This is a genomic window from Streptomyces sp. NPDC102451, from assembly GCF_044765485.1.
In the GTDB taxonomy this organism is placed as follows: domain Bacteria; phylum Actinomycetota; class Actinomycetes; order Streptomycetales; family Streptomycetaceae; genus Streptomyces.
Window position 1 is genome coordinate 41209 of sequence record NZ_JBIWKD010000009.1, and the last position, 18439, is coordinate 59647.

General features: G+C 69.4%; 19 protein-coding genes and 1 riboswitch. Of the genes, 11 read left to right on the forward strand and 8 right to left on the reverse strand.

The genetic code is table 11. The features are described 5' to 3' along the window. Positions 1 to 45: 45 nt before the first annotated feature. Positions 46 to 1125: a histidinol-phosphate transaminase gene (gene hisC / locus ACIRD8_RS21255; RefSeq protein ID WP_403993620.1), complete on the reverse strand. Its 1080-nt coding sequence runs from the start codon at positions 1123 to 1125 to the stop codon at positions 46 to 48. A gap of 403 nt (positions 1126 to 1528) precedes the next feature. Between hisC and ACIRD8_RS21260 the strand changes: the two genes are divergently transcribed. The 3 genes from ACIRD8_RS21260 (at position 1529) to ACIRD8_RS21270 (ending at position 4880) form a co-directional block, all read left to right on the forward strand. After that, positions 1529 to 2641 (forward strand): LacI family DNA-binding transcriptional regulator, encoded by a 1113-nt coding sequence (locus tag ACIRD8_RS21260; protein ID WP_403993623.1) that lies wholly within the window; start codon positions 1529 to 1531, stop codon positions 2639 to 2641. A gap of 174 nt (positions 2642 to 2815) precedes the next feature. Beyond that, positions 2816 to 3874 carry a metallophosphoesterase gene (locus tag ACIRD8_RS21265; RefSeq protein WP_403993626.1) on the forward strand — a complete coding sequence of 353 codons (1059 nt, stop codon included), beginning with the start codon at positions 2816 to 2818 and terminating at the stop codon, positions 3872 to 3874. 181 nt (positions 3875 to 4055) lie between these two features. Further along, positions 4056 to 4880, forward strand: a complete 825-nt coding sequence (locus ACIRD8_RS21270; RefSeq protein ID WP_403993629.1) for a hypothetical protein — start codon at positions 4056 to 4058, stop codon at positions 4878 to 4880. 158 nt (positions 4881 to 5038) lie between these two features. Here the strand turns inward: ACIRD8_RS21270 and ACIRD8_RS21275 are convergent, their stop codons facing one another. After that, a complete protein-coding gene (locus tag ACIRD8_RS21275; protein WP_403993632.1) occupies positions 5039 to 5395 on the reverse strand; it encodes a DUF805 domain-containing protein in 357 nt (118 codons plus the stop codon). Between the two features lie 358 nt (positions 5396 to 5753). Next, positions 5754 to 7556 (reverse strand): phosphomethylpyrimidine synthase ThiC, encoded by a 1803-nt coding sequence (thiC, locus tag ACIRD8_RS21280; RefSeq protein ID WP_403993635.1) that lies wholly within the window; start codon positions 7554 to 7556, stop codon positions 5754 to 5756. Continuing rightward, positions 7549 to 7682, reverse strand: a riboswitch (TPP riboswitch). (Overlaps the previous gene by 8 nt.) Before the next feature lie 71 nt (positions 7683 to 7753). Between thiC and ACIRD8_RS21285 the strand changes: the two genes are divergently transcribed. Beyond that, complete coding sequence (locus ACIRD8_RS21285; protein WP_403993638.1) at positions 7754 to 9109, forward strand: YibE/F family protein; 1356 nt, start codon at positions 7754 to 7756, stop codon at positions 9107 to 9109. Between the two features lie 63 nt (positions 9110 to 9172). Here ACIRD8_RS21285 and ACIRD8_RS21290 read toward each other — a convergent pair whose 3' ends face one another. The 4 genes from ACIRD8_RS21290 to ACIRD8_RS21305 all read right to left on the reverse strand — a co-directional run bounded on the left by ACIRD8_RS21290 (position 9173) and on the right by ACIRD8_RS21305 (position 11464). Beyond that, positions 9173 to 9610: an SsgA family sporulation/cell division regulator gene (locus ACIRD8_RS21290; protein ID WP_073750747.1), complete on the reverse strand. Its 438-nt coding sequence runs from the start codon at positions 9608 to 9610 to the stop codon at positions 9173 to 9175. A 101-nt stretch (positions 9611 to 9711) separates the two neighbouring features. Then, positions 9712 to 10479 (reverse strand): IclR family transcriptional regulator, encoded by a 768-nt coding sequence (locus ACIRD8_RS21295; protein WP_403993641.1) that lies wholly within the window; start codon positions 10477 to 10479, stop codon positions 9712 to 9714. Positions 10480 to 10774: 295 nt separating this feature from the next. Next, positions 10775 to 10984, reverse strand: coding sequence for a DUF5326 family protein (locus ACIRD8_RS21300; protein ID WP_099173639.1), 210 nt, complete (start codon positions 10982 to 10984; stop codon positions 10775 to 10777). A gap of 162 nt (positions 10985 to 11146) precedes the next feature. Beyond that, on the reverse strand, positions 11147 to 11464 hold the full coding sequence (locus ACIRD8_RS21305; RefSeq protein WP_403993644.1) for a cupin domain-containing protein: 318 nt from the start codon (positions 11462 to 11464) through the stop codon (positions 11147 to 11149). 78 nt (positions 11465 to 11542) lie between these two features. Between ACIRD8_RS21305 and ACIRD8_RS21310 the strand changes: the two genes are divergently transcribed. From ACIRD8_RS21310 to ACIRD8_RS21325, 4 genes are all read left to right on the forward strand, one after another. After that, on the forward strand, positions 11543 to 11920 hold the full coding sequence (locus ACIRD8_RS21310) for a phage holin family protein (protein WP_403993647.1): 378 nt from the start codon (positions 11543 to 11545) through the stop codon (positions 11918 to 11920). Then, positions 11895 to 13109, forward strand: a complete 1215-nt coding sequence (locus ACIRD8_RS21315; RefSeq protein WP_403993650.1) for a cystathionine gamma-lyase — start codon at positions 11895 to 11897, stop codon at positions 13107 to 13109. Before ACIRD8_RS21310 ends, ACIRD8_RS21315 begins: the two co-directional genes overlap by 26 nt. A 270-nt stretch (positions 13110 to 13379) precedes the next feature. Further along, positions 13380 to 14276, forward strand: a complete 897-nt coding sequence (locus ACIRD8_RS21320) for a LysR family transcriptional regulator (RefSeq protein WP_403993653.1) — start codon at positions 13380 to 13382, stop codon at positions 14274 to 14276. 52 nt (positions 14277 to 14328) lie between these two features. After that, positions 14329 to 14808: an NUDIX domain-containing protein gene (locus ACIRD8_RS21325; RefSeq protein WP_403993656.1), complete on the forward strand. Its 480-nt coding sequence runs from the start codon at positions 14329 to 14331 to the stop codon at positions 14806 to 14808. An 89-nt stretch (positions 14809 to 14897) separates the two neighbouring features. Here ACIRD8_RS21325 and ACIRD8_RS21330 read toward each other — a convergent pair whose 3' ends face one another. Beyond that, positions 14898 to 16145, reverse strand: a complete 1248-nt coding sequence (locus tag ACIRD8_RS21330) for an MFS transporter (RefSeq protein ID WP_403993659.1) — start codon at positions 16143 to 16145, stop codon at positions 14898 to 14900. 138 nt (positions 16146 to 16283) lie between these two features. On the opposite strand from ACIRD8_RS21330, the gene ACIRD8_RS21335 reads away from it, so the two are divergent. From ACIRD8_RS21335 to ACIRD8_RS21345, 3 genes are read left to right on the forward strand one after another with little or no spacing between them, the layout of a single operon-like run. Then, on the forward strand, positions 16284 to 16742 hold the full coding sequence (locus tag ACIRD8_RS21335; RefSeq protein WP_403993662.1) for a MarR family winged helix-turn-helix transcriptional regulator: 459 nt from the start codon (positions 16284 to 16286) through the stop codon (positions 16740 to 16742). Between the two features lie 27 nt (positions 16743 to 16769). Continuing rightward, positions 16770 to 17222 carry a GNAT family N-acetyltransferase gene (locus ACIRD8_RS21340; RefSeq protein WP_403993665.1) on the forward strand — a complete coding sequence of 151 codons (453 nt, stop codon included), beginning with the start codon at positions 16770 to 16772 and terminating at the stop codon, positions 17220 to 17222. Between the two features lie 52 nt (positions 17223 to 17274). Continuing rightward, the gene (locus tag ACIRD8_RS21345) at positions 17275 to 18438 is read left to right on the forward strand and encodes a winged helix DNA-binding domain-containing protein (protein WP_403993668.1); all 1164 of its coding nucleotides are present in this window, start codon (positions 17275 to 17277) and stop codon (positions 18436 to 18438) included. The last annotated feature ends 1 nt before the right edge of the window (position 18439 follow it).

An 18439-nucleotide genomic window follows, 5' to 3' on the forward strand; every position in this document is an offset into this window, starting at 1 on the left:
GATCGAGGTCCGGGGCCACCGGAGGGTCCGCGAGCAGTCGCGCCGCTACAGCTCCTGGCGGAAGGACTCGGCCACCTTCAGGAACACGTCGTTGGCCTCGGCCTCCCCGATCGTGACGCGCACCCCCTCGCCGGCGAACGGCCGGACGACCACACCCGCCCGCTCGCAGACCCCGGCGAATTCGAGCGTGCGGTCCCCCAGCCGCAGCCAGACGAAGTTCGCCTGGGACTCCGGAACGGTCCAGCCCTGCCGCACGAGCCCCTCGTACACCCGGGAACGCTCGCCGACCAGCGATCCGACCCGGCCCAGCAGCTCGTCCTCGGCACGCAGCGAGGCGACCGCGGCGTCCTGCGCGACCTGGCTGACTCCGAAGGGCACGGCCGTCTTGCGCAGCGCCGCCGCCACGGGCTCGTGCGCCACCGCGAAACCGACCCGCAGACCCGCCAGGCCGTACGCCTTGGAGAAGGTCCGGAGCACCGCGACATTGGGCCGGTCCCGGTAGATCTCGATGCCGTCCGGCACGTCGGCGTCCCGGATGAACTCCTTGTACGCCTCGTCGAGCACGACCAGGACATCGTCCGGGACGCGGTCGAGGAACCGCTCGAGCTCCGCCCGGCGCACCACCGTGCCGGTCGGGTTGTTGGGATTGCAGACGAAGATCATCCGCGTCCGGTCGGTCACCGCGCCGGCCATGGCGTCGAGATCGTGCACCTCGCCTGAGGTCAGCGGGACCTTGACCGACGTGGCGCCGCTGACCTGCGTGATGATCGGGTACGCCTCGAACGAGCGCCATGCGTAGATGACCTCGTCACCCGGGCCCGAAGTGGCCTGGAGCAGCTGCTGGGCGACACCGACCGAGCCCGTACCGGTGGCCAGGTGGGAGACCGGTACGGCGAACCGGTCGGCCAGCTCGTTCATCAGGCCGGTGCAGGCCATGTCCGGGTACCTGTTGAAGCTCGCAGCTGCGGCCAGCGCGGACTCCATGACGCCGGGCAGCGGGGGATACGGGTTCTCGTTGGAGGACAGCTTGAAGGCCACCGGTCCCTCCGCGGACGCCGGCTTGCCCGGCACATACGCAGGGACGCCGTCCAGCTCGGCGCGCAGCTTGGGGCTCGTCTCGCTCACCGCAGGTCCTCCTCGACCGTCCGTACAGTTCAATACTCCTCACCTTATGAGGATTGGGCACCCGTGCGAACGGCCAGGACCCGAAATCGCCCGCCCCGGCGGGAAACTCCCGTCATGCACGGCGTGCGGCAGGCTCCACGAGGGGGAGCGTCGCGCATCCCGCCGCGCGCCGGTCGCTCACGCCGTGGCGCGCATCCCTCGAACAGGTGAGTTGAGACCTCTTCGAGACATGGACCATTCAGCAGGTTCCTGTACGCCGACGCATGACACATCGCCCCGAGAACCTCCAACGCCCTTGCATCACAAGGCATTTAAAGGTTTATGATCATGCAGAAACGTGCCTGTCAACGTGCGCATATGCGACCGGCCTGACCAGGCACCGGCGCCCTACTATCGGCTCGCCATGACAGCAGCAGGGAAGCACCAGGTAAGCCGGACAGAGACGCCCCGCCGCGGCGGCCGGCCAGGACGGGCGGGGATCCGGGACGTAGCCGCGGCGGCCGGGGTCTCCATCACGACCGTGTCCGACGCCCTCAACGGCAAGGGCAGGCTCCCGGAAGCCACCCGCCGCCATGTCCGCGAGGTCGCCGAACGGCTGGGCTACCGCCCGTCCGCGGCGGCCCGCACCCTCCGTACCGGCAAGTCGGGGCTCATCGGCCTGACCGTGACCACGTACGGGGATGAACCTTTCACCTTCACCGAGTTCGCGTACTTCGCGGAGATGGCGAGAGCCGCCACCTCGGCGGCGCTCGCCCGTGGCTACGCCCTCGTGATCCTTCCGGCCACCTCCCGCCACGACGTGTGGTCGAACGTCGCGCTCGACGGAACGGTCGTCATCGACCCTTCCGACCAGGACCCGGTGGTCACCGAACTCGTGCGCCAGGGGCTGCCCGTCGTCTCCGACGGGCGGCCGGCGGGCACGCTCCCGGTCACGGCCTGGGTCGACAACGACCACCGGGCGGCCGTCCTCGACCTCCTGGACCACCTCGCGGCCGCGGGGGCCCGCCGGATCGGACTGCTCACCGGAACCACCACCGACACCTACACGCGGCTCTCGACCACCGCCTACCTCCACTGGTGCGAGCGGGTCGGCCAGGACCCGGTCTACGAGTCCTACCCGGCCCACGACCCCTGCGCGGGCGCGGTCGCCGCGGACCGGCTCCTGGCCCGTCCCGACCGCCCCGACGCCGTCTACGGGCTCTTCGACCCCAACGGCACGGATCTGCTCGCCGCCGCGCGGCGCTACGGCCTGCGGGTCCCCGAGGACCTCCTGCTGGTCTGCTGCAGCGAGTCCACGGTGTACGCGTCCACGGAACCCCCCATCACCACGCTCTCGCTGAAGCCGCGCAGAATCGGCACAGCCGTCGTCCAGCTCCTCATCGACGCCATCGAAGGCGTCGAGCACGACGGCCCGGTGGAGCAGGTGATACCCACGGAGCTCATCGTCCGGACGTCCTCACAGCGGCGTCCGCCACGCACCACGGTCAGCCCTCCGCGATCACCTGCCGGGGACTGATCGGATTAATCCGGACCAAACGGCCGATGAACCGGATGCTCGCACGGATTCACCACCCCTGGTGCGTCACACAGCACGATCCGCATTCCTATGATGGGCGCACGACACCGCGGACCACCTCTACCAGGCAGGGCCCGTCAGGTGTACGGAGGCGCGACGGTGGTGGAGGGGTCGATGACTCAGGGGGCCGGTCAGGAACCCGTGGTGCGGACAGCGACGTTGCGTGACTTCCGCGTACCGCCGTATGCGCAGGTGCCGATGCCCGCGCCCTTGCCGCACCCCGGCAACGCCGCGCCGGGCGGCGAACCGCCGGAGGGGTACACCCCCACCGAGCGCGATCTTCCCGTGATCAACCGCGGCGACACCGTCCAGGTGGAGGCGGTACCGGAGCCCCGGCCCACCGCCGGATCCGGCCGCGGCCCGCTGTACGTCGTCGGCGACGTCCACGGGTACCTGGACGAGCTCCTGGCCGCCCTGCGCGAACAGGGCCTCGTCGACGCCGACGGCCGATGGGCCGCGGGCAACGCCAGGCTCTGGTTCCTCGGGGACTTCACCGACCGCGGTCCGGACGGCATCGGCGTCATCGACCTCGTCATGCGCCTCTCCGCGGAGGCCGCGGCCGCCGGCGGGTACTGCAAGGCGCTCATGGGCAACCACGAACTGCTGCTGCTCGGCGCGAAGAGGTTCGGCGACACCCCGGTGAACTCCGGCGCCGGAACCGCGACCTTCCAGGCCGCCTGGCTGCTCAACGGCGGCCAGAAGACGGACATGGAACGGCTCCAGGACGTCCACCTCCAGTGGATGGCCCGGCTCGACGCGGTCGTCGAGGAGGACGGGCATCTGCTGATGCACTCCGACACGACCGCCTACCTCGACTACGGCTCCACCATCGAGGACGTCAACGACACGGTGCACGCCATTCTGACGCGGAACGACGCCGATGAGTGCTGGGACCTCTTCCGCAAACTCACCAAGCGGTTCGCCTTCCGCGACGAGGGCGGCGCGGAGGCCGTACGCGAACTGATGTCGACGTACGGCGGGCAGCGCGTCGTACACGGCCACAGCCCCATTCCGTATCTGCTCGGCGAGGTCGGTTCGGAGGAGGGCGAGGACGTGGCGCGGCCCGTGGTGGACGGTCCGCACGTCTACGCGGAGGGGCTCGCCATCGCCATGGACGGCGGCGTGACCATGGCCGGAAAGCTGTTGGTCGTCCAACTTCCCCTGCATGACTGACGGTCGCCGGGGAAGACGCATCACGACCCGACACCGTCACCGGCTGGGCCTATTTCCGGAAACACCCTGTCACCCCGTGCCGTAGGCGCTCTACCATCGGCGTATCAGTCGCAGGCTCTCCTCCGTTTCCGCCCGATCGCCCGGCTCACACGGTCGTTCAGGCCCTACGGAGCATCGGGGGATGCACATGAAAAGCGCTCCGCACCTGCTGGCCGAGGACCGCCCCGAGTACGAGCGGATCCTTGCCGACGCGCTGCGTCATGCTCACGAACGACCGGATCTGGACGGAGTCGGCGACCGTCTCAACGCGGAACAGCTGCGGACGATGGCGCTCAACGCCACGCCCCTGATAACCGCGGCGGCGGCCACCGAGTACGACCACTACGTGAAGGTCCGCGGCGAACTGCGCGGGCCGGAGGACCCGGAAGCCCACACATCCGTGCTCGGGCCCGCCACGGACGAGGCCGACTCCACAGGCGCCGGCACCCTCGCGGTGATCGCCGTGCTGGCACCCGTCCTCGCGGGTACGGCCGCGCTGATATTCCTGGTGGTCGGCTACCCCCTGAAGGCGCTCAGCCCCGCCCCGGCCTTCGCCGGGACCATGGTCGCCGCCGGATGGTTCTTCGCCGCCGTCGCCGCCGCGGCCATCCTCGTCGCCGCGGTGGGCCTCCTCGTCACCGCCCTGCGCAACGGCGCCACCGCGCTGCCCGCCGTGGACGAGGAGGAGGAGCTGCCGGAGGACGTGGCACGCGCCAGGGAGGCCTGGCGCCACGCTCTGCTGGAACGCGGCATCCTGCCCTTCCTCCGGGACGCGCTGGCCGATCCGACCGCGGGGCCCGCCTCGCGCACGCCGCACCGTTCGGCCAACCGCATCCCGAAGATCGGCTACAGCAGGCCGGAGTTCTCCGGACCGGAGGACGGCCCCTCGGCGGGCCCTCGCCCGACCTTCACCAGCCCGGACTTCACCAGTCCGGACTTCGGCGGCCCGGAGCACCAGCCGGAGTGACCCGGGCGGGGGCACGGCGGCCGACGCCTTGAGGCCGGCGCCCTGAGGCCCCTGAGCCCGGCACCGTTGACCCCCGCGCCCCGAGGCCCGAAACGGCAGAGGCCGGAGCGGGCAACCTGCCGCTCCGGCCTCTGCCGGCGTCACACCCCGCGAGGAGTTCAGATCCCCTGGGGAGCCAGCTTCGGGTTCGCGCCGTACTCGTTCGCCTCGTGCGCACCCTCGAGGCACAGGAAGACGAGCAGGATGATGCCGCCCACGAGCGGGACGAACGCGATCAGGATCCACCAGCCGGAGCGGCCGGTGTCGTGCAGTCGGCGCACGGCGACGGCGAGCGACGGGATCAAGACCGCGAGCAGGTAGATGTAGTAGGGGACCTGCGAGTCGATGGCGAGGCCGATCGCGCCCAGGACCACCGCGGCTATGAAGTTGAAGAGCGCGAACATCCAGTACTCCTTGCGGCGCGCACGCCCGCTGAAGCCCGCGTAGTTCTTGAGTACAGCCAGGTACCAGTTCACTGCGTTTCCCTCCCCTGGCGCCCCCGTCGGAGGCGCACACCATTTCGGCCAAGCACAGCGGAAGGTAAAGCACAGATAAGGAGATGGTCAACAGGGTTCGGGCCCCGGCGGAAACGTACATCTACCTGCAGCACGGCCGTGTCCATACCGTCGCCGAAACTCCCGCGAAGGCAGCACAGGAGGGTGCTGACCGGCCCGAACCAGACGTTGTCGGCGCTCTTCATGCTCTATCAGCACAATCTGACGACCGGACAAACAGCCCCGCACCAGGCCGGATCCAGGACGACACCGGCCCCGTGGTGCGGCGTCGACCGCGGTGGAGGCCCCACCCGGGAGCGCCCCCACCGCGGTCGGCCCGTCAGTCCGCCAGAGGCAGGTACACGCGGTTGCCGCTCGCCGCGAACTCCCTGGACTTCTCAGCCATCCCCGCCGCGATCTCGGCCTGTTCGTCCCCGTGCTCCCGGCGGATGTCGTGGGAGATCTTCATCGAGCAGAACTTGGGCCCGCACATCGAGCAGAAGTGCGCCGTCTTCGCCGGCTCGGCCGGCAGCGTCTCGTCGTGGAACTCCCGCGCGGTGTCGGGGTCGAGTGCCAGGTTGAACTGGTCCTCCCAGCGGAACTCGAACCGGGCGTCCGACAGGGCGTCGTCCCACTCCTGCGCCCCCGGGTGCCCCTTGGCGAGGTCCGCCGCATGAGCCGCGATCTTGTACGTGATGACACCGGTCTTCACGTCGTCACGGTTGGGCAGCCCCAGGTGCTCCTTGGGCGTGACGTAACAGAGCATCGCCGTCCCCCACCAGGCGATCATCGCGGCGCCGATGCCCGAGGTGATGTGGTCGTACGCGGGCGCGACATCCGTGGTGAGGGGGCCCAGCGTGTAGAACGGCGCCTCCTCGCAGATCTCCTGCTGGAGGTCGATGTTCTCCTTGATCTTGTGCATCGGGACATGCCCCGGGCCCTCGATCATCGTCTGCACGCCGAACCGCTTGGCGACGGTGTTGAGCTCGCCGAGAGTCCTGAGTTCGGCGAACTGCGCCTCGTCGTTGGCGTCGGCGATGGAGCCGGGGCGCAGCCCGTCACCGAGCGAGTACGTCACGTCGTACGCCGCGAGGATCTCGCAGAGGTCCTCGAAGTGCTCGTACAGGAACGACTCCTTGTGGTGCGCCAGGCACCAGGCCGCCATGATCGACCCGCCGCGCGAGACGATGCCGGTCTTGCGACGGGCCGTCAGCGGGACGTACGGCAGCCGGACCCCGGCGTGCACCGTCATGTAGTCGACGCCCTGTTCGGCCTGCTCGATGACCGTGTCCTTGTAGATCTCCCACGTCAGCTCCTCCGCACGGCCGTCGACCTTCTCGAGGGCCTGGTAGAGGGGGACGGTGCCGATCGGCACGGGGGAGTTGCGCAGGACCCACTCGCGGGTGGTGTGGATGTTGCGGCCGGTGGAGAGGTCCATGACCGTGTCGGCGCCCCACTTGGTGGCCCACGTCATCTTGTCCACCTCCTCCTCGATGGACGAGGTGACCGCGGAGTTGCCGATGTTGGCGTTGACCTTCACCAGGAAGCGCTTACCGATGATCATCGGCTCGATCTCCGGGTGGTTGACGTTGGCCGGCAGGACCGCCCGGCCCGCGGCGATCTCCTCACGCACGACCTCGGGTCCGACGTTCTCCCGGATCGCGACGTACTCCATCTCCGGGGTGATCTCCCCCCGGCGGGCGTACGCGAGCTGTGTGACGGGCCTTCCGTCACGGCTTCGGCGGGGCTGCCGCGGGCGTCCGGGGAAGACCGCGTCGAGGTTGCGCAGGCCGCCCCTCGGGCTGGTGTGCTTGAGACCGTCGTCCTCGGGGCGCGCGGGGCGGCCCGCGTACTCCTCGGTGTCCCCGCGGGCGATGATCCAGTTCTCCCGGAGCGGGGCGAGCCCTCGGCGTACGTCGGTGTCGGTGGTGGGATCGGTGTACGGCCCGGACGTGTCGTACAGCGTCACGTCCTTGCCGTTGGTGAGGTGCACCTGACGGACCGACACCCGGAGATCCGGGCGTGAGCCCTGGACGTACCCCTTGTGCCAGCCGATGGACTTCCCGGCCTCGTCGTTCTTCGCATCCTGCGCATTTCGCGCATTCTGCGTCGAGGCAGGCGTGCGTGCGTCCGCTGTGGTCATGAGACCTACTCCCTACGCCGGCATTACCCGGTAACAGGTTCGGCGGTCGGCGCAGCGTGTCCCGTACAGATGTACGGAGGTCAGCGCCCTCTCAGCCCGGTGCTCCGAGCTCCCGCGTGTACAGATGTGCCTCCACGCTAGCCTCCGTTCTGGCGTGCTGGCCAGAGGGCCTTCCCGGTTCTTGGGATGATCGGCGGGTGACGTCCCCCGGAAGCGCCCCCGAACCCCATGGCCCCGCATCAGGCAGCACGCAGAGTCATGCGCCCGGCCACACCCACAGCCACGGGCCGGCCGCGCCCGTGTCGAAGCATCTGCGCAAGGTCATCGCGGCCGTGGTGATCCCCTTCGCCACCGCGGTCCTGGTCGGCCTCGTCGCGTTCTGGCCCGGCGGCGCCCCCGCCCACGAGCGCACGGGTGTCGGCTTCGACCGGCAGACCCAGGACGGGCAGGTCACCAAGGTCGTGTCGGTCGACTGCGCGGACGTCAACGCCTCCCAGGTGCCGGCGACCGGCGACACCTCCACCCCGTCGGGGCGGGAGGCCGTCAACGAGCAGTCGGGGCAGTGCAAGAAGGCCACCGTCGAAGTGACCACCGGCGAGGACAAGGGCCGTACGTTCGTCGAGGTCGTCCAGCCGGATGCCCCGCGGCAACTGCACGAGGGACAAGGGGTGGTCGTGGCGTACGCACCCGACGCACCCCGGGACCTGCAGTACTCGGTGACCGATGTGGACCGCTCGTTCCCGATGGCGCTGCTCGCCGGGATCTTCGCCCTCGCGGTGGTCGTGGTGGGCCGGCTGCGCGGACTGATGGCGCTGATCGCTCTCGCCGTCTCCTTCGCCGTACTGACCCTGTTCATCCTGCCCGCGATCCTGCAGGGATCGAATCCCCTGGTCGTGGCGGTGATCGGGGCCAGCGCCATCATGCTGATCGCCCTCTACACCTGCCACGGACTGACGGCCCGCACCTCCGTGGCCGTCATCGGCACGCTCATCTCGCTGCTGCTGATCGGGTTGCTGGGCTCCCTCTTCATCGGCTGGGCGAGCCTGTCCGGGAACACGGACGACAACACCGGCCTGATCCACGGGCTGTACCCGGACATCGACATGAGCGGCCTGCTGCTCGCCGGTGTGATCATCGGTTCGCTCGGTGTGCTCGACGATGTGACCGTGACCCAGACGTCGGCGGTCTGGGAGCTGCACCAGGCCGACCCGACCATGGGCGTACGCCGGCTCTACAGGGCGGGTATCCGGATCGGGCGGGACCACATCGCCTCGGTCGTCAACACCCTCGTGCTCGCCTACGCGGGCGCGGCACTTCCCCTGCTGCTGCTGTTCTCGATCGCGCAGAGCAGCGTGGGCACGGTGGCCAACAGCGAGCTGGTCGCCGAGGAGATCGTCCGCACCCTGGTCGGATCCATCGGGCTGGTCGCCTCGGTGCCGGTGACGACGGTGCTCGCGGCCCTGGTGGTCTCCGCGGACCGCACGGGGCTCGGCGCGGAAGCCGGAGCTCCTGCACCCGCACGGACCGGGAGGGGTCGACGCCGCAAGACGTGAGCCGGAGCACCGGACGCATGGTCCCGGGCCCCCGGCGATCGGTGTTCAGCCGGATCCGCCTGCTCAGCCGGCGTTCTGTTCCTTGGCGAGGATGCGGCCCAGCGCCTCTTCCAGATTGCCGTCGAAGTCACCCAGCGTGTGCTCCTGCCCCAGTGGCACCAGCTTGTCCGTCCGGTCGAGAAAGGCCACTAGAGGTGCGGTGCCGGCCCGGAAGAGCGCGCGGTCCGCGCCGACCTGCAGCCGGATGTGTACATCCGACAGCCCTTCTGGCTCCGTCGGGCCGATGTGCACGTCACCGTCGCCACTGGGACTGTTGAGGCCGTCGAGCAGCAGCTCACGGCCGAATGCCCAGGTGACGGGGGCGTCACCCGGCAGGTGGAAGGTCATCCGGATCGCATACGGATCACTGACCTCGTACCGGAGCTCCACCGGAATACGGAAGGAGAGCTCCTCGGAGACGAGGAAGCTCATCATGACCTCTGCTTGAACCGACTCGCGCATCGTTCAACCCCGCAGTAGATGAAACTGGCCAGGAATGATCCCCCATGGCCCTATTGACGCCATCGTGATGCACGCGATAGCAGATCACAAGGAGTGATTTTTCAGATACTGATAGAGAACACGAACGAGCGCAAGAGAGTGGTCACTTCGCAGCGTAGTTGTTCGACTGCGGGGAGCAACCGTTCCTCTTGGTGCAGCGGGAGGGATACAGCCATGGCCGCCACGGCGGAACCGACAGTGATCGGAATGGCCGCGCAGACCGTCCCCAAGGCGTACTCCTGCCGTTCGACGACGGGTTCCGTACGTTTCATCGCCCGCAGCCGGTTCAGCAGGGCCTGACGGTCCCTCACGGAGTAACGCGTCAGCGGACGGACGGGGTGCCGGTCCAGATGATCCTCGCGCGCACGCTCGTCGAGCTGCCCGAGGAGACACTGCCCGAGGGCGTGCGCATGGCCCGTCTCGCGGAAGGACGCCCACTCGTGCACCGCGGGAACCGCAGGAGTGTCCGCGACGGCGACCATCTCGATCTCGCCATCCTTGTACAGGGCGCAGTACACGGGGGCGCCGATGACGTCCGCCCAGTGGGCGAGCGATTCGACGATCACACCGGGACGCGGTGTCGCGGGGCCTCCGCCCAGGCGTTCGGCCGCGGCTCCGAACAGGAAGACGCCGTTCTCCCGGCGGAGATATCCCTCGTGGGTCAGGGTCCGCAACAGGTGGTAGGCGGTGGGAAGGGGGAGTCCGGCCTCCCGGGCGAGCTGCTTGGCCGGTGCCCCGTCCCGATGGGTGCCCACAGCCTCCATAAGTCTCAACGCCCGCTGAACCGAACCGATCAACGTCGGGACAGCGGTGCTCGATGCCGTGGTCACAGGTCACCCCCAGGCATGGTGACGGGCTTTCAGCCCTCCCGCGGGGGCCGCCCCCACGGGCCCGCCGCGAGCCTGGGGTCCGGAGACCGGACGGTCGCACAAACCACTGGGCAGGATGGTGACGGACCGTCATTTCCCAGCTGGCGGCAGCGGTACGCCACTGTATCGGCACGTTCTGTCACGAGTGAGGTTTCGACCGCGACTTAGCTCAGCTGGGCTAATCGCCGAACCCGTGGCCCGTCACGCGGCCCACGGCCACCACATGACCGCACGTCCGCACATCCACCCGCGGTTCCTACCAGTCGCTGCGCTCGGACGAGGACATGAACTTCCGTACGACGAAGATCAGGCCGCCCACGAGGACCACGAAGACCAGCGCCTTGAACAGCAGTCCGATGACGAACCCGACCACACTGGCGATCAGGCCGCCGAACACGACGATCGCGATGAGCGGCACCGCGACCCACTTCACCCACCAGGGCATCCCCGCGAAAATCTCCCGCACCGCCATCGCCGTTACCTCGTCTCTGTGAGTTCCTGCTTCGATGCTAGAGGCGTGGGGTGGCCGGCGGGGCCCCGGGAGCCCTTGAAGTCCCCTGAGCGATCCCCTAGGGAACACCGGGACCAGCGGGGAGCCCGGAACCGGTGGAAACCCTGGGAGGGCCGGTCAGCCCTCGGGCGGGGAGAAGACCACCATCACCCTGAGGTCCTCGGTGATGTGGTGGAACTTGTGGGCCGCCCCCGCCGGTACGTACACGACGCTCCCCCGGCCGACCTGTGTGGTCTCCGTGCCGACCGTGATCGAGGCGCGGCCGCTCACGACGAAGTACACCTCGTCCTGCCGGTGCGGCTGCTGCGGGTCGAGCGCGCCGGCGTCCAGTGCGTACAGGCCGACGGACATGTTGCGTTCCCGGATGAACTGCAGATACGCGCCGTCGTTGGCGGCGCGTTCCGCCTCCAGCTCGTCCAGTCTGAATGCCTTCATCGTCCGTCCGCCCCTCGCTCCCGTGCCGGCCTGTCCCGCCGGTGTTCGCCGTCGATCATGTCTGCCACGATCAGACACATGAAGAATTTCGTAGTCAAGACGATCGCCAACGCGGGTGCGCTGGCCGTTGCCATCTGGTTGCTCCAGGACATCACGCTCACCGGTGACAACACCGGGCGCAAGGTGCTCACACTGATCGTGGTGGCCTTGCTGTTCGGTCTGGTGAACTTCATCGTCAAGCCGGTGGTGAAGCTGCTCACCCTGCCCCTGTTCATCCTGACGCTCGGGCTGATCACCCTGGTGGTCAACGCCCTCATGCTGATGCTGACCTCGTGGCTGGCCGGCGTCATCGATGTGAACTTCCACGTCGACGGCTTCTGGACGGCGGTCCTGGGCGGGCTGATCATCTCTGTCGTGTCCTGGGCGCTCAATGTGGTGCTCCCCGACGAGGACTGATCCGTCCACCGATGACACAGTGCAGGACGGACCGGTGGACACCGGGGAGAGACGAGGAGACGACATGAGCACCACGGGCGACGGGACACGGGCCGTAAGAGCGGGCCTGCCCGAACCGGAGCAGTACGAGCCCACACTTCCCGGTCCGGTGTTCGCCGCGCACTTCCATCTGTCCGGCGAACCGGTCGGCCCCTACACCTACGGCCGGGAGACGAATCCGACCTGGACCCACCTGGAGCGCGCCATCGGCGAGCTGGAGGCACCGGGGGAGCAGGTCGAGACCGCGGTCTTCGCCTCCGGGATGGCCGCCATCTCGGCCGTGCTGCTGTCCCAGGTGCGCACCGGCGACATCGTGGTCCTGCCCGACGACGGCTATCAGGCCCTCCCCCTGGTGCGGGAACAGCTGGAGACGTACGGCATCGAGGTGCGGACCGCGCCGACCGGCGGGGACGCCCAGCTCGCCCTGCTCGACGGGGCGAAGCTGCTGTGGATCGAGACCCCGTCCAACCCCGGCCTCGACGTCTGCGACATCCGCAGGCTCGTGGAGGCCGCGCACGCCGCGGGTGTTCTGGTCGCGGTCGACAACACCCTGGCCACCCCGCTCGGCCAGCGTCCCCTCGAACTGGGGGCGGACTTCTCGGTGGCCAGCGACACCAAGGGCATGACCGGGCACGGGGACATCCTGCTCGGCCATGTGAGCTGCAGGGACCCGCAGCTCATGGCCGGAGTACGACGCTGGCGCAAGGTGGTCGGCGCGATTCCCGGCCCGATGGAGGCCTGGCTCGCCCACCGTTCGCTGTCCACGCTGCAGCTGCGGATCGACCGCCAGTGCACGACCGCGCTGGCACTGGCCGAGAGCCTGTCCAAGCGCGCCGACGTGACGGGACTCCGGTACCCGGGGCTGCCCGGCGACCCCTCGTATCCGACCGCCGTCCGGCAGATGCGGCGCTTCGGCTCCGTGGTCTCGTTCGTGCTGGCGGACAAGGACACCGCGGAGCGCTTCCTGGCCGGGCTGCGCCTGGTCGACGACGCGACGAGCTTCGGCGGCGTACGGTCCACCGCCGAGCGCCGGGCACGGTGGGGCGGGGACGCGGTGCCGGAGGGCTTCGTCCGGTTCTCCGTCGGCGCCGAGGACCCCGAGGATCTGCTGGCGGACGTGGAACGCGCACTGGACGCGTCCGCCCGCTGAAGCCTCGCCGTCGGTCCTGGCAGGACCGGCCCGGGACGGGCGTCCCCGTCCACCGGACCGGTCCTGCTCGGGACGAGCGGCCCGAGCCTCCCCCCTCGTGACTCGGACCACCCCGGTTCCTGCGCCTAGAACCGCCTGGACAAGGCTAGTTGACTCTGCGTCAGCGTCCAATCACAGTAGCGACAGCGACCTATCGACATATTTATAGTTGGGGCGTCGCGAGGGGCGGTGCGGGACGGCGCAGCGCCCGCGAGGGTGGAGGGACGGACCATGGACCTGGCCCTGCTGCGCACGTTCGTCATGGTGCACCGGGCCGGATCGTTCACCCGGGCCGCCGCCCTGCTCGGGCTGTCACAGCCCGCCGTCACCTCGCAGATACGCACCCTGGAGCGGCAGCTGGGCCGCCCGCTCTTCCTGCGCAGGGCCCGCGGGGTGACCCCGACCACCGTCGGCGACGAGCTCGCCCACCGGGCCGCCCCGCATCTGGACGCGCTGGTCGACCTGGTCGAGGTAGGGCTCGACGAGGAGTCGGGGGCGCGGACACTGCACCTGGCCGGTCCGCCGGAGTTCACCTCCTTACGGGCGCTGCCCGCCCTGACCCCGCTGATCTCCCAAGGGCTCGCGCTGCGCAGCACCTTCGTCACAAACGCCGAGGACGCCCTCGAAGGGCTGTCCGCCGGGCATCATGATCTGGCCATCACCACCGCCCGTCCGCGGGGTGGGCTGCTGACGTCGACCACGCTCTGCGACGAGGAGCACGTGCTGGTCGCCGCGCCGCGCTGGGCGGGGCGTCTGGGGCCCGGAGCGCTGCGGCACAAGGGCTCGGTCCTCCTGGAGCAGTTGCCGGTGGTCGAGGTGCACGAGAGCCTCCCGCTGGTCTCCCGCTACTGGGCGGCGGTCTTCGACAGTCGCCCCGCCGCCTCCGCCGCCGTGATCGCACCGGACCTCCGTGCGGTTCTGGAGTGCGCGGCAGCGGGCGCAGGTCTGGCCGTGCTGCCTCGCTATCTCTGCGAGGACGCGCTGGAGCGCGGCGAGGTCGTGGCGCTCCTCGACCCTCCCATCCCACCGCTGCGCACGTATTTCCTCATCGCGAGGACCGGCACACTCGGCCTTCCGCACATCGCGCGGGCGCACGAGTGGCTGGTGCGCGCTGCCGTGGACTGGTGACCGGTCGGCCGACAGGAGTTTCAGATCGGGTTTCCTGGGCCACTCTCTTGCCATGACCGAACGTCCGGTGGTCAAGCGCACAGCACGCGCCGTCCTGCTCGACGGCGAAGACCTCATCCTGATCAAGCGCACCAAGCCCGGTGTCGACCCGTACTGGCTCACGCCGGGTGGGGGCGTCGAGCCGGAGGACGCCACCGTTGTCGACGCGCTGCACCGCGAAGTCGACGAGGAGCTCGGCGCCAAGATCGTCGATATCGTGCCCTGCTTCGTCGATACCGTCGAACACATCGCCGGCGGCGGCGTCAAAGGCGTGAAGGTGCAGCACTTCTTCGTCTGCCGACTGGCTTCGATGGACCTGTCACGTCGGCACGGGCCGGAGATCGACGAACCCTGCGGGGAGTACGAGATCGTCCGCGTCCCCTTCAGCCGCGTCGGAATCGCAGCCGTGCACCTCGTACCCCTGTCGCTGCGGCACTATCTGGACGCCAATATCGAGGGCGTACGGGCGATGCACGCACCTGACCTGGGCTGAGGCCCGGCGGCCCCGGCGAGTTGTCACGACGCGCAGGCCGGGGCACCTGTTTCACGTGAAACCACGCAGTGCCCGGGCAGCGCATCTCTTCATCCCCTCGATATCGGCACTGAAGCCGTGGGGACCGACTCGCCCGGGCCGACCGCGGCGGCAGGCTCAGCGGCATGCGTGGCGACCAGCCGGCCGGCTGTGACCGTCCGCCGCTCAAGGGCGCCGGAGAGCACCGCCAGTACCAGCGCCGAGGCTGCGAGTACGGCGCCGACCCAGTTGGGTGCGGTGTAGCCGAACCCCGCCGCGATGACGATGCCGCCCAGCCACGCCGAGAGCGCGTTGCCGAGGTTGAAGGCCCCGATGTTGACAGCCGAAGCCAGGGTGGGAGCGCCCGCCGCCTGATCGAGCACGCGCTTCTGAAGGGGCGGTACGGTCGCGAAGCCCAGAGCCCCGATGAGGATGATGGTCACAGCGGCGGCGACCTTGTTGTGCGCGGTCAGCGTGAACAGGGCCAGAACCACGGCGAGCGCACCGAGCGACACGTACAGCATCGGCATCAGATGGCGATCGGCGAACTTCCCGCCGAGCAGGTTCCCGCCGACCATGCCGAGCCCGAAGAGGACCAGCAGCCAGGTGACGGATGAGGTCGCGAAGCCGGCGGTCTCCGTCATCATCGGGGTGATGTAGGTGATCGCCGCGAAGACGCCGCCGAAGCCCAGCACCGTCATCGCCATGGCAAGCAGCACCTGGACATTGCGGAACGCGGCCAGTTCGTGGCGGATCCGCACCCCCTGAGGCTTCGGCTGCTCCGGAACGAGCTTCGCCACGCCGAGGAGGCCCAGGACACCGAGTCCCGCGACGACGAAGAACGTGACGCGCCAGCCGACGCTCTGGCCGATGAAGGTTCCCAGCGGAACCCCTACGACGTTGGCGACGGTGAGCCCGGTGAACATCATGGCGATGGCACCGGCCTTCTTCTCCGGAGCGACCAGATCCGCCGCCACGACCGATCCGATGCCGAAGAAGGCGCCATGGGCGAGCGAGGCGATCACGCGTCCGGCCAGCATCACGCCGAAGACGGGGGCGAGCGCGGACACGACGTTCCCCACGATGAACAGCCCCATGAGGAGCATCAGCATCCGTTTCCTGGTCACGCGAGTGCCCAGGATCGTCATCAACGGAGCGCCGAGGACCACGCCCAGGGCGTAGCCCGTGACCAGAAAGCCTGCGGTCGGGATCGATACCTGGAAGTCCGCGGCGACGTCGGGAAGCAACCCCATGATCACGAACTCGGTGGTGCCGATACCGAATGCCCCGATGGCGAGGGCAAGGAGCGCGAGCGGCATGGATGCCACCTTCCTGAAGTGTGCGCCTGCGTCTTACGAGCGCCCACAATAATTGCAGACGCCTGTTAATTGCAAGCGCGGGCTATTGCGCATGTGCCCTATCCTGGAGGGAAGCAGCTCCCGTACGGAGGAGAGACCATGACAGCGACAGACCCCGCACTGACAGCCCTCGCCCAGAGCTGGTGCGCCCTCTCCCTGCTCCACGGGAAGATCGAGGCCCGCATCGAACGGGCCCTGCAGTCCCGCCACAGCCTCAGCGCGCGCGAGTTCTCCCTGCTCGACGTCCTGAGCCGCCAGCACAGCGGCACGGGCGGCCATCTGCAGATGAAGCAGGTGGCGGACGCCGTGGTGCTGAGCCAGAGCGCCACCACACGGCTGGTCACCCGGCTCGAGGACCGCGGGCTGCTCACCCGGTACCTCTGTGACACGGACCGGCGCGGCATCTATACGGATGTCACCGAAGCGGGTCTCACTCTGCTGAACGAGGCCAGGCCGACCAACGACACCGCGCTCCGTGCCGCTCTCGACGAGGCTGCGGAGAGCCCGGAGCTCGCCCCGCTGGTCCGGACGGTCGAGGCCCTGAAGGTCCCCGCCTGAACCGGCGGATTGCGTAGTCTGCCGATCATGAGCGATCTCGACATACGTCCCGCCGCACTCGCGGACATCCCCGCCATCGTGGCCATGCTCGCCGACGACCCGCTGGGGGCGCAGCGCGAGTCCCCGGACGATCTCGCCCCGTACGACGTAGCGTTCCGGCGGCTTGCCGACGACCCGAATCAGCATCTGACCGTGGCGGTGCGCCAGGGCCGCGTCGTGGGGACCCTCCAGCTCACGATCGTGCCCGGACTGTCCCGACGTGGTGCGACCCGTTCCATCGTCGAGGGTGTCCGTGTCCACGCAGACGAGCGCGGCGGCGGCCTCGGGACCCAGTTGATCCAGTGGGCGGTCGACCAATCCCGGCGGCAGGACTGCCAGTTGGTCCAGCTGACATCGGACGCCACCCGTGCGGACGCCCATCGCTTCTACGAGCGCCTCGGCTTCACCGCGAGCCATGTGGGCTTCAAGCTCACCCTCTGAACCCGCACGTTCCGCTCAGCTCCGCACAGCTCCGCGCTCCGGGAGGTATCACGTGCATCGCGTCGATGACGAGCAGCGCCGGGCCAGACTCGGCCGGCGCCATCTGCTGGCCCCGTCCGTACGGGCCACGTCCGCCGTCGCGGTGGCCGACGCCCTCGTCGCCCTGCACGCGACCGATGCCGCCACGGTCTTCCTCTCCGTCTGCGCGCGGCTGGCCGACCCCGGAGCCGGAGCGGTGGAGCGGGCGCTCTACGAGGACGTCTCGCTGGTGCGGCTGCTCTCCATGCGGAACACACTGTTCACCGTGTCCACGGAGGTCGCACCCGCCGTCGACGCGTCGAGCGCACGGACCGTGGCGGCCAAGGAACGCCGGAAGCTCCTCAAGCACCTACGGGAGGACGGCAAGGGACTGGACGAGCGCTGGCTCGCCGATACCGAGACGCAGACACTCGCCGCTCTGACCGCTCGCGGCCATGCCACGGGGAGCGAGCTGTCAGCCGCCGTACCCGCGCTGCGCACGAAGATCACCGTCTTCCCGGGGACGAGACAGGAGACGGTGCAGGGGATCGCCTCCCGAGTGATCCGGGTGCTGGCCGCCGACGGGCGTATCCGGCGGGACCGTCCGCGCGGTTCATGGACCTCCAGCCAGTTCCGCTGGACGTCCGCCGAGCCACGGCCCCCGTCGGACCCTGCCGAGGCGCGGGCGGAGTTGGCCGGACGCTGGCTCCGTTCCTACGGCCCCGCGACCGAAGGCGATCTGAAGTGGTGGACGGGCTGGGGCGTCCGTGAGACGCGTACGGCCCTGGCTGCCGTGGGCGCCGAGGAGGTCCTGCTCGACAACGGGGCCGTCGGCTGGGTCGCCCCGGGGGACCTCACCGCCGAACCAGCCCCGGAGCCCTGGGCGGCCCTGCTGCCCGGTCTAGACCCGAGCGCCATGGGCTGGGCCGACCGCGGCTTCCACCTGCCCTTCGATCATCGTGCCGCCCTTTTCGACCGTGCCGGCAACATCGGGCCGACGGTGTGGTGGAACGGCGCGGTAGTCGGGGGCTGGGCCCAGCGCGCGGATGGCGCGCCGGTGTGGCGGCTGCTGTCCGATGTGGGCCAGGAGGCCTCACAGCTCATCGAGGCAGAGGCCGCCCGGCTGTCGGCGTGGGCGGGCGATGCCCGGATCACCCCGCGCTTCCGTACGCCTCTGGAGCGCGAGCTGACAGCCTGAT